The organism is Actinomadura sp. NPDC049753, from assembly GCF_040674655.1.
Taxonomy (GTDB): Bacteria; Actinomycetota; Actinomycetes; order Streptosporangiales; family Streptosporangiaceae; genus Spirillospora; species Spirillospora verrucosospora.
In genome coordinates this window covers 1-13,429 of the sequence record NZ_JBFARL010000205.1, presented here as the reverse complement: position 1 = coordinate 13,429, position 13,429 = coordinate 1, and the positions used below count along the sequence as shown (strand labels likewise).

At 71.5% G+C, this 13,429-nt stretch carries 13 protein-coding genes and 2 pseudogenes; 7 read left to right on the top strand and 8 right to left on the bottom strand.

Annotation, left to right across the window (positions count from 1 at the left end):
- A pseudogene (locus AB0K37_RS34395) lies at positions 1-273 on the top strand (hypothetical protein); the annotation flags it as partial.
- A 76-nt stretch (positions 274-349) separates the two neighbouring features.
- Here AB0K37_RS34395 and AB0K37_RS34390 read toward each other — a convergent pair.
- Positions 350-1,159, bottom strand: a complete 810-nt coding sequence (locus tag AB0K37_RS34390; RefSeq protein WP_363988166.1) for an acyltransferase — start codon at positions 1,157-1,159, stop codon at positions 350-352.
- A 110-nt stretch (positions 1,160-1,269) separates the two neighbouring features.
- On the bottom strand, positions 1,270-1,746 hold the full coding sequence (locus AB0K37_RS34385; RefSeq protein WP_363988163.1) for a hypothetical protein: 477 nt from the start codon (positions 1,744-1,746) through the stop codon (positions 1,270-1,272).
- Between the two features lie 168 nt (positions 1,747-1,914).
- Here AB0K37_RS34385 and AB0K37_RS34380 point away from each other — a divergent pair, with 168 nt between their 5' ends.
- Positions 1,915-2,439 carry a peptidylprolyl isomerase gene (locus tag AB0K37_RS34380; protein WP_363988161.1) on the top strand — a complete coding sequence of 175 codons (525 nt, stop codon included), beginning with the start codon at positions 1,915-1,917 and terminating at the stop codon, positions 2,437-2,439.
- 72 nt (positions 2,440-2,511) lie between these two features.
- Complete coding sequence (locus tag AB0K37_RS34375) at positions 2,512-3,408, top strand: rhomboid family intramembrane serine protease (protein WP_363988158.1); 897 nt, start codon at positions 2,512-2,514, stop codon at positions 3,406-3,408.
- Positions 3,409-3,598: 190 nt separating this feature from the next.
- Here the strand turns inward: AB0K37_RS34375 and AB0K37_RS34370 are convergent, their stop codons facing one another.
- On the bottom strand, positions 3,599-3,856 hold the full coding sequence (locus AB0K37_RS34370; RefSeq protein ID WP_363988155.1) for a cell division protein CrgA: 258 nt from the start codon (positions 3,854-3,856) through the stop codon (positions 3,599-3,601).
- Positions 3,857-4,003: 147 nt separating this feature from the next.
- On the opposite strand from AB0K37_RS34370, the gene AB0K37_RS34365 reads away from it, so the two are divergent.
- Genes AB0K37_RS34365 through AB0K37_RS34350 form a run of 4 tightly spaced genes read left to right on the top strand, consistent with a single transcriptional unit; the run spans position 4,004 to position 6,164 of the window.
- On the top strand, positions 4,004-4,693 hold the full coding sequence (locus tag AB0K37_RS34365; protein WP_363988153.1) for a DUF881 domain-containing protein: 690 nt from the start codon (positions 4,004-4,006) through the stop codon (positions 4,691-4,693).
- Between the two features lie 23 nt (positions 4,694-4,716).
- Positions 4,717-5,358, top strand: a complete 642-nt coding sequence (locus AB0K37_RS34360) for a class E sortase (protein ID WP_363988150.1) — start codon at positions 4,717-4,719, stop codon at positions 5,356-5,358.
- An 8-nt stretch (positions 5,359-5,366) separates the two neighbouring features.
- Positions 5,367-5,555 (top strand): hypothetical protein, encoded by a 189-nt coding sequence (locus AB0K37_RS34355; protein WP_363988147.1) that lies wholly within the window; start codon positions 5,367-5,369, stop codon positions 5,553-5,555.
- 6 nt (positions 5,556-5,561) lie between these two features.
- On the top strand, positions 5,562-6,164 hold the full coding sequence (locus tag AB0K37_RS34350; protein ID WP_363988145.1) for a gamma-glutamyl-gamma-aminobutyrate hydrolase family protein: 603 nt from the start codon (positions 5,562-5,564) through the stop codon (positions 6,162-6,164).
- A gap of 215 nt (positions 6,165-6,379) precedes the next feature.
- Here AB0K37_RS34350 and pknB read toward each other — a convergent pair whose 3' ends face one another.
- The 5 genes and pseudogenes from pknB to AB0K37_RS34325 all read right to left on the bottom strand — a co-directional run.
- Entirely contained in the window at positions 6,380-8,191 is a 1,812-nt protein-coding gene (gene pknB, locus AB0K37_RS34345) for a Stk1 family PASTA domain-containing Ser/Thr kinase (protein ID WP_363988142.1), read from the bottom strand.
- Between the two features lie 22 nt (positions 8,192-8,213).
- Entirely contained in the window at positions 8,214-9,668 is a 1,455-nt protein-coding gene (locus AB0K37_RS34340) for a protein kinase (protein WP_363988140.1), read from the bottom strand.
- Complete coding sequence (locus AB0K37_RS34335; protein ID WP_363988137.1) at positions 9,665-11,140, bottom strand: penicillin-binding transpeptidase domain-containing protein; 1,476 nt, start codon at positions 11,138-11,140, stop codon at positions 9,665-9,667. Before AB0K37_RS34335 ends, AB0K37_RS34340 begins: the two co-directional genes overlap by 4 nt.
- 16 nt (positions 11,141-11,156) lie before the next feature.
- Positions 11,157-12,743 carry an FtsW/RodA/SpoVE family cell cycle protein gene (locus tag AB0K37_RS34330; protein WP_363988134.1) on the bottom strand — a complete coding sequence of 529 codons (1,587 nt, stop codon included), beginning with the start codon at positions 12,741-12,743 and terminating at the stop codon, positions 11,157-11,159.
- Positions 12,744-13,429, bottom strand: a pseudogene (locus tag AB0K37_RS34325) (serine/threonine-protein phosphatase); the annotation flags it as partial.

Here is a 13,429-nt window from a genome sequence, read left to right as displayed (position 1 = left end):
ACTACCCCACCCCCCACCCCCCCGCCCCCCCCCCCCCGCCGGCCCGCCGGCCGGGGCCGGCAGGGCGGCCGCGGCCGTGGCCGCGGCCCGCGCGCCTTCGACCGCGAGGGCGGCAACCGCCGCCGCGACGGCGAGGGCGGGCGCGGCGAGCACCGCTCCTACTCGTCCGGCGAGCGCCGCGGCGGCCCCCGGACCGGCGGCGGCTCCCACGGCAACCACCGGGGCGGCTCCTCCTCCTACGGGGGCGACCGCCGGACCGCCCGCACCAGCTGATCGACGACCGAAGAGCCCCGCACTCGCGTGCGGGGCTCTTCGCTTTCCGGGGCGTGCGGGCGGCGGTGCGCGGCGGTCAGCCGGCCTCCTCGCTGAGGACGTCGCCGTCGCGGGCGGCGGTCTCGGCGCGCAGCCTGTCCTGGAGGATCTGCAGGCCCTCCAGGCCGTCCACCGAGAGGGCCGCGAGCTCGTCCAGGGACATGAGGGGGTCGGTGCGCAGGGGCGGCTGCCAGCCGTTCTCCTTGTCGTGGCTGCGCAGGACCTTGGCCGGGACGCCGCCGATGACCGAGTGGTCGGGGAACTCGCCGCGGACGACGGCGCCGCCGGCCACCGCGACGTTGCGGCCGAGGCGGGTGCCGGGAAGGATGATCGCCCCGGTGCCGATCCAGCAGCCGTCCCCGATCACGACCGGGTTGTTCTCCGGCCACTGCCGCCCGATCGGGGTGTGCAGGTCGCCGTAGGTGTGGTTCTGGTCGGTGATGTAGACGTTCGGGCCGGTGAAGACGTCGTCGCCGATGTCGATCGACTGGTGGCCGACGATGTGGGTGCCGCGGCCGAGCGAGCAGCTCCCGCCGATCCGGACGATGACGTCCGGCCCGAGGTCGAGGCCGGGCACGAACCCGGCGGAGATGGTCACGTGCGTGCCCACCAGCGTGTGGTCGCCGATCGAGATCCACGGCTCGCCGTAGATCGCGCCGGTCGGGAAGCCGATGCAGGCGCCCTCGCCGAGGTAGGCGAAACTGCGGCGGCCCGGCGTGTGCGGGGTGATCTCCCCGTGCCGCTGGATCCATTCCCAGGCGCGGTGCACGGCCGTGTGCACGCCCTGGCGCGCCCGCTGCTTCGCGCGGGCCGCCAGCACCTGCCGCAGGGGGCGTTTCGGCGACATGGCGTTCACCGTACCGGGTGGTAGCAACTCCCGTCCGCACCGGGACGGTGAAGGGCCCGGCCGCCGTGCGGCCGGGCCCTTCACCCGTGCGTCCAGCGCGTTCGCAAGCCTCAGTGCGGTGAATGCACCTGCCCGTCCGCGTCGGCGCCGCTGACCGTCATGGAGTCGGCCGAGGTCGCGCTGCCGGCATGCTCACCCGACCCCTTGGCCATGTCGCGGACGGCGCCGCGCCGCGTCGCCACCGCGCCGGCGACTCCGACGGCGGCGACCACTCCCACCATCGCCATGATGGCGCCGCGCCCGGGCTTCGCCGCCGACTTCGGCGGTTCCACCCGCCCCGCGACGTCGCTCAGGAACGAGCTCACCCGCGGGGCGAGCCCGGTCTCCACGTACCGGGCCGCATGCCGCAGCCTCGGTGCGCTCCAGCCGCGGGCGACCATCACGCGTTCGTTCGCGATGGGCCCGATCCGCTCGGCCGCACCGGCGGCGCTCTGCCGGCACGCGTCGACGCCCTGGCGGGCCGCCTGCTGGACGCGGCCGAGCCGGTCGACGACCTCGTCCTGCGGCTTCCGGCGGATATTGATCATTAGGGACACGCTAACCTCCCTGTTTGCGAGGTCCTGTCAGGCAGCCTTCCCAGCGAACGGGAGGTAAACACCGCGATCGTGACGAGCCTTCAACGGAGAGTGACGGATCCGGGCCTGCCGGGACCGCGCACCGAACGTCATCGAACCCATCAAGAGGAGGCGGCCAGCGTGGCCAACGAGATCTTCGCGACGCTCACCACGTCGCTGGGCAAGATCGTGATCCAGCTGTACCCGGAGCACGCGCCCGAGACCGTGGCGAACTTCGTCGAGCTGGCGGAGGGCACCCGCACCTGGACCGACCCGCGCACCGGCCAGAAGTCGGACGCGCCGCTCTACAACGGAACGATCTTCCACCGGGTCATCGACGACTTCATGCTCCAGGGCGGCGACCCGCTCGGCACCGGCACCGGCGGCCCCGGCTACCAGTTCAAGGACGAGTTCCACCCTGACCTGAAGTTCGACCGCCCGTACCTGCTGGCGATGGCGAACGCGGGGCCCGGCACCAACGGCTCCCAGTTCTTCATCACGACGAACGTCGCGCACACCCGGCACCTGACCGGCCGGCACACCATCTTCGGCAAGGTCATCGAGGGCACCGACGTCGTCGACCGCATCAGCAAGGTCCCGACCGGGCGGATGGACCGCCCGAAGGAGGACGTCGTCATCGAGTCGGTGACGATCGAGCGCCGTTAGACGTTGTCACCGGTGAGACCCCGCCACGGGTGAGCCGAGCGCCCGCCGCACGTAAGGCCCACGGAGCCACTGATGAGCACAGACCAGAGTCCCGTTCCCGAGACCTCGGTGCCGACCTGCTATCGGCATCCGAGCCGCGAGACGTATGTGCGCTGCACCCGCTGCGACCGGTTCATCTGCCCCGAGTGCATGCGGGACGCGGCGGTGGGGCACCAGTGCGTGGAGTGCGTCGCCGAGGGCAACCGGGGGGCCCGCAAGGCGGTCCCCCGGACGGTTCTCGGCGCGCGGGGCGGGGCGACGGCCGTGCCGATCGTCACCTACACGCTCATCGGCGCGTGCATCGCGGCGTACCTCGCCGAGCTGGCGTCCTGGCGCGTGGTGTGGGACTTCATGATGCTCGGCCAGGGGGTGCTGCCCGGCGGGCAGGTCGGCGGGGTCGCCGAGGGCGAGTGGTACCGGCTGTTCACCACGATGTTCCTGCACCAGCGCGGCGGATCGTTCGGCATCACCCACATCCTGTTCAACATGTGGGCGCTGTGGGCCGTCGGCCCCGCGCTGGAGCAGGTGCTCGGACGGTGGCGCTACCTCGCCCTCTACGTGCTGTCGGGGCTCGGCGGCTCGGTGCTGCTGTACCTGGTCGGATCCCCGCACGACTCGGCGGTCGGCGCGTCCGGGGCCATCTTCGGCCTGTTCGGGGCGTACTTCGTGATCGGCCGCAGGCTCGGCGGGCCGGTCGGCCCCATCGTGGTCCTGCTGGTGATCAACCTGGTGATCACGTTCTCGGTGCCGGGGATCTCCTGGCAGGGCCACGTCGGCGGCCTGGCGGTGGGGGCGGCGCTGGCCGCGGCCTACGCCTACGCGCCGGACGCGCGGCGCCGGCTGTTCCACATCGGCGCGCCGCTGGTCATGCTGGCGCTGCTCGCGGGGCTCGTGATGCTCAGGACGGCCGAACTGAGCCCGGCGATGTAGCCGTGCGCGGGGTAGCCGTGCTCGGGGTAGCCGTGCTCGGGGTAGCCGTGCGCGGGGCCGCCGCGCACGGCCGCACCGGCCGCCCGGCTCGCGCGCGGCGGCGTCCGCGCTCCGGCGCCTGTGGACATCCGCTGTGGAAAACCTGGGGAAAGGCGCGGTGAGGGATCCTCAACCTGTGGATAACTCGCGGTCAGCGCCAGCGGGTCGACAGGACCACGCCCAGGATGATCGCGGTGAAGCCGATCCCCAGGTTCCAGTTGTGCAGGTCGGTCATGTACGGCACGTCCGTACCCGTGCTGGCCGTCACGTAGAAGACAGCGATCCAGATCAGGCCGACGAGCCACAGACCGACCATCGTCGGCACGAGCCAGCGCGGGCTGACCTCGGGCGCCTTGGACTTCTGCGGGGGCGTGTAGACGGCCTTCTTGCGCACTTTGGACTTGGCCACGGTGGGATCGATCTCCTCGGGCGTCCGGCGGCCGGAGCGTCGGACCGCGCATGGGTGTTTTGTCGGTTAGCGTAGTCGCTGGTGAGCAGCGTACGGCGTCCAGCGTGGGGAAGCATCATCCCAGTTCTCACGCTCCTTGCGGGAACCTTGTTCGCGGCGAGCGCGAGCACGGCCCGCGGCACGAGCCTGCGCGAACAGGGCCGGACCAGGATCACCGAGCTCATCACCGCGGAGCAGCGCCGGGGCCGGCAGGATCGTGCCGAGTACCGGCGTCTGCGCCGCCAGGTCGACGGTATCTCCCGGGAGGCCGGACGTCACGACGCCCGGGTGAAAAACGCTCAGGCGGAGGCCGACCGGCTCGCCGCCGAGGCCGGGTTCACCCCCGCCGCCGGCCGCGCCGTCCGCGTGTCGCTGGACGACGCGCCGCAGCCGAAGTCGGGCGAGTCGCCCCGCGGCGTCCGCCCCGACGACCTGGTGGTGCACCAGGGCGACGTCCAGGCCGTCGTCAACGCGCTGTGGGCGGGCGGCGCCCGCGCCATGCAGATCATGGACCAGCGGGTGATCTCGACCAGCGCGGTGCGGTGCGTCGGCAATACGCTGATCCTCCAGGGCGTGGTGTACTCCCCGCCGTTCCGGATCACCGCCGTCGGAGATCCGGCCCGGCTGCGCGCGGCGCTCGGCGCGTCCCGCGAGATCGCGGTCTACCGCGAGTACGCCCGCGCCTACGGGCTGGGCTACGCGGTGCGGACGATGGAACGCGCCACGCTGCCGGCCTACACCGGCAACGTGACCATGAAGCACGCTACGGTTCCGGCGGAACCGCCCGAAGGCGGCTGAACCCCCCGGAAGAGGAGGACGCGGTGCGGACGGTGATCCGTGGCATGGGCGAGCTGTGCATCACCGCCGGGCTGATCGTCATGCTGTTCGTGACATACGAGCTGTGGGGCACCGGCCAGTACACCAAGGGCGCCCAGGACGAGCTCGGCGACGAGATGCTGAAGAACTGGCGGGCCACCAAGGTCACCACCGAGCGGGTCAAGCTCGGGCGGGGCCTCGCCGTGATCCGCATCCCCCGGTTCGGCGAGCACTACCGCTTCGTCGTGATCGAGGGCGTCGACAGGGCCGACCTGCGCAAGGGGCCCGGCCACTACCCGGGCAGCGCGCTGCCGGGCCAGGTCGGGAACTTCGTGGTCTCCGGGCACCGGACCACCTACTCCGCGCCGTTCAACCGGCTCGGCGAACTCGACCGCGGCGACAAGATCCTCATCGACACCCGGGACGAGCAGTACGTCTACAAGGTCACCGACCGGCGGATCGTGAAGCCGTCGGCGGTGGAGGTGACCGCGCCCGTCCCCTTCCACCCGAAGCGGCGGCCGACCGAGCGGCTCCTCACGCTCACCACCTGCCACCCGAAGTACTCCGCCGCCCAACGAATGGTCGTCTTCGGCGAGCTGGCCGAGGCCCTGCCGCGCGCGGCGTCGGCCCGGGCCGCCGGGACGTAGGAGGCCCCGTGTACGCATGGATCTGGCGCCGGCTGCCCGGCTCCTGGCAGACCAAGACCGCGACCGCGTTCGGGCTGCTCGTCGCCGTCGCCGTCCTCCTCTGGTACGTCGTGTTCCCGTGGATCGAACCCAAGGTCCAGTTCGACCACGGCGTCGTGCAGGACCCGGCGCCGTCCGGCTCCGCCACCCCGGGCTGACCGGCGATGCGCGTTCTCGTCGTCGACAACCACGACAGCTTCGTCTACAACATCGTCCAGTACCTGCTGGAACTCGGCGCCGACTGCCTGGTCAGGGACCGTTCAGACGTCGCCGTCGAGGACGCCGCCGGCGTCGACGGCGTCCTGCTCAGCCCCGGCCCCGGGCATCCCGCCGGCGCCGGAGTCTGCCTCGACCTCGTGCGGGACGCCGAGCGCCGCGGCACGCCGCTGCTCGGCGTGTGCCTCGGCCACCAGGTGATCGCCCACGTGCACGGCGCGACCGTCGCCCGCGCCCCCGAGATCGTCCACGGCTTCACGAGCGAGATCCACCACGACGGCGCCGGCGTCTTCCGCGGCCTGCCGGACCCGTTCGACGCGACCCGCTACCACTCGCTCGCCGTCGTGCCCGGGACGGTCCCGCCGGACGTCCTGGAGGTGACCGCCCGCACCCGCGAGGGCGTCGTCATGGGCCTGCGCCACCGCGGCCGGCCCGTGGAGGGCGTCCAGTTCCATCCCGAGTCGATCCTCTCCACCGCGGGCCATCGACTGCTTCGGAACTGGCTCGAAACCTGCGATGACCTGCGGCGTCACCCCGCCGGACGGAGCTAGGAGCGCCCATCTCGCCCCAACTCAGAAAATTTCGGTTGAAATCCGTAACGTCCCCTGGCGTCGTGACGAAGACCATAGCGAAGGGCTTCCGCCATTGCCCCCGAGTGGCGGAGGCCCTTCTCTCGTGTCCGGGCCCGTCCGGCCCCGCGACACGGCCCGCGAAACGCCCGAGGGCCCCGCCTCCTCACGGAGACGGGGCCCTCGATCGCTTCCGGTCAGCCCTGGCCGTCGCCGGGAGGCCAGCCGGGCAGGCCCGTCGTCGGCGCGCCCGGGGAGCTGGGCGGCGGCGTCTGCGGCTTCTGCGCCACGAAGATCGTCACCGTCTCGCCCGGCGCCACCGTGGCGCCCTCACCCGGCTGCTGGTCGTACACGAAGCCGGGCGCGACCTGCTTGTCGGGCGGCGGCGCGCCCTTCTGCACGTTGCACCTCAGGCCCATGCCCTCCAGCTTGCCGCACGCGGCCCGCTGGCTGTTGTTGAACAGGCTCGGCACCTTGAGGCTCGACGGGCCGGTCGACACCGTCACCGTGACGTTCGAGCCCTTCGCCGCCTTCGTGCCGCCGGACGGGTCGGTCGAGATCACGTTGCCCCGCGGCACGGTGTCGTTCGAATCGACCCGCTTGTCGACCTCGAACCCGCTGTCCTCCAGCATCTTCTTCGCCGTGGCGTACGGCTTGCCGGTCACGTCCGGGATCTCGATCTCCGTGGGCGGCTTCTTGCCCTTGGAGACCACCAGCGTCACCGTGGCGCCCTTGGCGGCGTCCGTGCCGGGCTGCGGATCGGAGCCGATCACGAAGCCCTTCCGGACGTCGTCGCTGAAGTCGGTCCTCGGATCGCCGACCTTGAAGCCGAGCTTGGTGAGCTGGGCCGTCGCGTCGTTCTGCGAGACGTTGACGATGCTCTTCGGGATCGCGACCTTGTCGTCCTTGTTGTCGCCGCCGCTCATCAGCAGGCCGATGAGTGCGGCCCCGCCGATGAACAGGACGGCGAGACCCACCCACAGCGCGGCCTTCTTGCCGGCGCCGCCGCGTCCGTCCTCGTCGTAGTGGACGGGCGGCAGGCCGTAGCCGTCGTCCTGCGGCCGCACCTGCGTGCGCGCCGGGCCGCCGCCGTACGCGCCCATCACCTGCGTGCCCTGCGGCTGCTGGCCGCCCATCAGCATCGTGGACGCCGCCGTCGACGACACCGGCTGCCCCTGCAGGACGCGCTGGATCTCCTGCCGGAACTCCGTCGCGTTCTGGTAGCGGTGGTCGGCCTCCTTCGCCATCGCCTTCAGCACGATGGCGTCCGCCCACTGCGGGATCTGCGGGTCCACCTGCGACGGTGGCACCGGCTCCTCCCGCACGTGCTGGTAGGCGATCGCGACCGGGGAGTCGCCGGTGAACGGCGGCTTGCCGGTGAGCAGCTCGTACAGCACGCAACCGGTCGAGTAGATGTCGCTGCGGGCGTCCACCCGCTCGCCGCGCGCCTGCTCGGGCGACAGGTACTGCGCGGTGCCGATCACCTGGGCGGTCTGCGTCATCGTGGACGCCGTGTCGGCCATGGCCCGGGCGATGCCGAAGTCCATGACCTTGACCTCGTGCTGCCGGGTGAGCATCACGTTGGCCGGCTTGATGTCGCGGTGCACGATGCCGCCGCGGTGGCTGTAGTCCAGCGCCCGCAGGATCCCGTCGGTGATCTCCAGGGCCTTGTCCGGCAGCAGGGCGCGGTTCTCCCTGAGCAGGTCGCGCAGCGTGCTCCCGTCCACGTACTCCATGACGATGTACGGGATCGGGGTGTCCCCGATCATGTCCTCGCCGGTGTCGTACACGGCGATGACGGAGGGGTGGTTCAGCGACGCGGCCGACTGGGCCTCGCGCCGGAACCGGGCCTGGAACGTGGGGTCGCGGGCCAGGTCGGAGCGCAGCGTCTTGACCGCGACCACGCGATCGAGGCGGCGGTCCCGGGCACGGTAGACCTCGGCCATGCCGCCGCGCCCGATCACCGTTTCGAGCTCGTAGCGGCCGCCGAGCAGCCGAGGTTGACTCATATGTGCACTTTCCCTCGTACGTCTACACCTTGTCTCCAGAACCTAGCTTCCCCTCCTGGGTCGGCGGGGGATCCGGGCTCGGAGTTGACGGAGTCGTGGTGCTCCCCGTCGGGGCGGGTGTGGGCTCAGGGGCGGTGGGAGTCGCCCGGGGCGGATTCCTGGATGGCTTGTGTGAGAGGGACGCCTGGGGCGCCTGCGTTGACGGACGGATCCTATGCGTCCGGTGCCGCGGCGGGACAGCCGGCCTCGGAGTGCCCCGGGCCTTGCGCCGCGGCGGGGTGGTGGGGGCCGCGGGGGTGGACGCCGGAACGTCGACACTGCCGTCCCCGACCGGCCGGGTGGCCGGGGCGGCGGGCGGCTCCCGCTCGTCCCCTCCCGGTCCGGCGAAGGCCAGCCCCTTCCACAGGGAGCCGACGACGATCACGCAGACCAGCACGACGGCCGCGACCGACGCGTACGCCAGTGCCGAGCGCCGTTGCCCGGTCACCGGTCCGCTGGTGAGGTTATCCGCCCCTTCGTCAGCGTCAAATCCCGACAAAGTCGACGATCTTGCGGGGTGGGGGTCGGGGACCGCGGCGGGGGGCCTGCGCGCGCCCCTGCGAGCCGCGTCCAGCCGGGCGGCCTCGCGCGCGGCCTCGCGGGACGCGCCGGCGCGTCCCGTGCTGAGCGACGCGCGGATCCCCAGCGCCCGCGCGGCGACCGTGTCGGCGTTCGCGGGACGGTCCCGCGGCTCCTTGGCGAGCATCTCCATGACCAGCTCGCGGGCCGACTCGGGAACCCGAGCCGGCAGCTCCGCGGGAGCGTCCCGGACGTGCTTGAGCGCCACCTCCACCGGCGTCGCCCCGTCGAACGGCGGCGCGCCCGTCAGGCACTCGTAGGCCACCGCGCCCAGCGAGTACAGGTCCGCCGCCGGGGAGAGCTCCAGGCCCTGGGCCTGCTCCGGCGAGATGTAGTGCGCCGTCCCCATGACCATCCCGGTCTGGGTCTGCGACGCCGCCGCCAGCCGGCGGGCGATCCCGAAGTCGGTGATCTTCAGGGTGCCGTCCGGGGCCACCATCAGGTTCGCCGGCTTGACGTCGCGGTGCACGATCCCGGCCGCGTGCGCGACCGCCAGCGCCCGGGCCGCCTGGACGACCAGATCGAGCACCGCCTCCAGCGGCAGCCCGCCGTCGCGCGCCAGGATCTCGTCCAGCGGCTCGCCCGGCACCAGCTCCATCACCAGGAACGTCCGTCCGGCCTGCTCGCCGTAGTCGAACGCCCGCGCGATCCCCGGGTGCCGCAGCTCCGCCGCGAACCGCGCCTCCGACTCGAAGCGGCCGCGCGCCCGCATGTCCGAGCCCAGCTCCAGGCGCAGCAGCTTCACCGCCACCGGCCGCCCCGACAGCGCGTCGGACGCGCGCCAGACCTCGCCCATCCCGCCGATCGCCAGCCGCTCCAGCAGCCGGTACCGGTCGTTCAGGACGAGGCCCGCACTCACTTCTGCAGAACCTTCGCCATGATCGCCGCCGCGACGGGGCCGGCGTTGCTCGCGCCGGAACCCGGGGCCTCGACCATCACGGCGAACGCGTAGCGCGGGTTCTGGGTCGGGCTGAACCCGACGAACCAGTTCGCGTTCGGGTTGCCCGGACCCTGCTCGGCGGTACCGGTCTTGCCGGCGACCCGCCGGCCCGCCAGGTTCTTCGCGGTGCCCTCGGTGACCACCGCGCGCATCATGTCCTCGAGCTGGCTCGCCTGGTCGCCGCTCATCGCCTCGCCGAACTCCTTCGGGGAGGCGTTGTAGAGCTCGCTCTGGTCCTTCGCGCGGACCTTCTGCACCACGTACGGGTTCATGATCTTGCCGCCGTTGGCGATCGAGCAGGCGACCAGCGCCATCTGCAGCGGCGTGGCCCGCACGTTCTCCTGGCCGATCCCGGACCGGGCCGTGCCGTCCTTGCCGGTCTCGATGGTGTTGCCCTTGGCGTCCTTGATCGACACCGGGACGTCGCTCTCGGCCGCGTACATGTCGGGCTCCAGCTGGACGTGCTTGCCGAACCCGAACCTCGTGGCGCCGTCGTGCAGCTCCTGGATTCCCATGTCCAGCGCCATCTTCGCGAACGAGGTGTTGCAGGACTCGGCGAACGCGCCGCGCAGCGGGGCCGACCCGGCGCAGCTGCCGCTGTCGTGCGAGTTCGGCAGCGGACGGCCCGACTCCGGCAGGATCAGCTGCCCGGTGTTCACCGTGGACGAGCTGTTGAGGCCGAGCTTCTGCATCCCGATCGCCGACACCACCGCCTTGAACGAGGACCCGGGCGGGAACGTCTGGCTGAGCGCGTTGTCGACCAGCGGCTTGACGACGCCCTCGCCCTTGTCGAGCTGCTCCAGGCGCTTCCCGCCCTTCTCACCGGTCTGCGGAGCGACCTCGTTCGGGTCGAACGACGGCCACGACGCCGCCACCTTCACCGCGCCCGTCTTCACGTCGATCACCACCGCGCCGCCCCGGCGGCCCTGCGCGGTCCCCGCCTTCAGCTGCTCGTAGGCGGTGCGCTGCGCCTGCGGGTCGATCGTCAGCTCGACGTTGGCGCCCTCGGCCTTCTTGCCGATGAACGTGTCGAACCAGCGCTGCTGCGTGATCCGCGTGTCCTTGCCGCCGAGCAGCGAGTTGTAGGCCCGCTCGACCTGGGTGGCGTTGCCGTTGAAGTACCCGGTGATCGGCGCGAAGACCGGCCCGTCCTTGTAGGTCCGGCCGTACTTCGGGTTGTCCTTGCCGGTCTCCTTCGAGGTCACCAGCACCTCGCCGCCCGCGGAGATCTGGCCGCGCGGCGAGTTGAACACGTCCGCGTACTGGCGGCTGTTGCGGGCGTCGGTCCGCAGGTCCTCCGCCTGGCTGCCCTGGACGTAGTTGACCTGCGCCATCAGTCCGAAGAACAGCAGCAACGCGAAGATCGCCACCCGCCGAACCGGCTTGTCCATGTTCATAGGGGGGAAGTCACCTCGTGCTCACGATCTGGGTCATGCCCTCGTCCTGGATCGCCTGCGGGGCCGGCTTGCGCGCGTCGTGGCTCATCCGCACCAGGATCGCGATCAGGATCCAGTTGGCCATCAGCGACGAACCGCCCTGGGACAGGAAGGGCGTCGTCAGGCCGGTGAGCGGGATGAGCCGCGTGACGCCCCCGACGATCACGAAGACCTGGAGGGCCAGCACGAACGACACGCCGCCCGCGAACAGCTTCAGGAACGGGTCCCGCGCCGCCACGGCCGTCTTCATCCCGCGTTGCACGATCAACGCGTATATCAGCAGCAGCACCATCAACCCGGTCAGCCCGAGCTCCTCGCCGAGCGAGTCGAAGATGAAGTCGCTGAAGGACAGCGGCGTCCGCCACGGCTCGCCCTGGCCGAGCCCGGTGCCGAGGACGCCGCCCTGGCCGAGCGCGAACAGGCCCTTCATCAGCTGCGCGCTGTCGGAGTACTCCCCGCCCAGCTCGGCGCAGGCCGAGAAGCCCGGCGAGACGCTGCCCTGCGCCTTGTACTTCTTGTAGATGGTGGTGTCGGGGTTGACCGGGACGACCTTGCCGCTGTCCAGCAGGCAGCCGCCGTCGAAGTACGGCTTGGGGTTCTGCCAGATGTCGATGCGCTGGTTCACGTGGCCCATGAACGGCAGCAGCGTCGCGACGAACACGCCCACCGCCAGCAGCCCGACACCGATCACCACCCAGGAGACCCGCTGGGTCGCGATGTACAGCATCGACACGAACAGGCCGAAGAACAGCAGCGCGGTGCCGAGGTCCTTCTGCATGAACAGCACGCCCAGGCAGAAGAACCAGATCACCATGATCGGGCCGAGGTCGCGGGCCCGCGGCAGGCTGATCGGGCCGACCTTCTTGCCGATCAGCGACATCGCCTGCCGCTTGTTCACCAGGTACCCGGCGAAGAAGACGACCAGCAGCAGCTTGGCGAACTCGCCCGGCTGCACCGAGAACGGACCCAGGTGGATCCACACGCGGGCGCCGTTGATCTGCGCGCCGATGCCCGGGACGATCGGCAGCAGCAGCAGGATGACCGCGGTGAGCCCGATCAGGTACGTGTAGCGCTGCGCGGTCTTCGGCGTGAAGGACATCGGAGCGTCCGGCTTGTCGGTGTCGCGCATGATCAGCACGGCGCCGACGAACAGGGCGATCCCGACGAACGTCCACATCAGCTGGCCGGGCGCGTCGGCGGCGTCCGGCAGGAGCTTCCTGCCCGCGGCCGCCGCGACCTTGCGGTCGTGGCTGGTGTCGAGGTCCAGGCGGTAGATCATCGCCAGCCCGATGCCGTTCAGCGCCACAGCGAGCGGCAGCAGCAGCGGGTCGGCGTAGGGGGTGAACTTCGCCTGGAAGAAGTAGGCGATGAACGCCAGGACGGCCAGGCCGCCGCCGTACACGAACAGGCCGCCGGGGATGTTCCCGTCACGGGCGAGGCCGACCTCCGCGAACGCCGACAGCGTCAGGATCATCGCGAAGGCGAGCAGGGCCAGCGACGCGGCGTTGCGCCGCTGGTACGGGAGGTGGGCCCGGATCTGGTCCCCGATCGATTGCATTTACGAGCTCCCTCCGCTGGAGGGGCAGTCCTTGATGGACGGGGTGCGCTGCTTGCACTCTTCCCGGTGCGCGCCGAGCTGGTCGAGCTTGGCCTGCGCCGCCTTCTGCCCGATGAACACGAGGGTGCCCTTCTCGACCGCGGTCACGTCCGAGGCGGGCAGCTCGTCGATCCGGATGTCGCTCTTCTTGACCGAGGCCTGCCGGCAGTCCTGCTGCTCCCGGCCCCTCACCATGACGACCTTGCCGCCCTCGCCGATGAGCGAGTACTTGCAGACGGCGCTCTCCAGCTGCTTCAGCGCCTTCGGGCCGTCGACGGTGTAGGTGTCCTTGACCTGCGCCTGGAGCGCCTGGGGAAGGTCGGCCACCAGGATCGGCTGCTTCGGCTGCTCCTTCTTCGCGGCCTCGCGGGACAGGCTGAGGCCCGGCACCTTCTGCGTCGTCCCGCGGTAGAGGACGACCTCGCCGGCCTTGTTCGCGCCGATGTAGTAGCCGTTCCGGACGTTCTGCAGCAGCACGAACCCGCCCGCCACGACGCCCACCACGACCACGCCCGCCACGACGACCAGCCACGTCCAGCGCCGCGTGCCGCCGCGCCGCCCCCGCATCTGCTGGGCCTGCGGCATCGCGCCCGGCGCCGGCGGCGGGCCCATCGGGTCGCCCATCGGCATCGGGGCCTGCGGCGGCG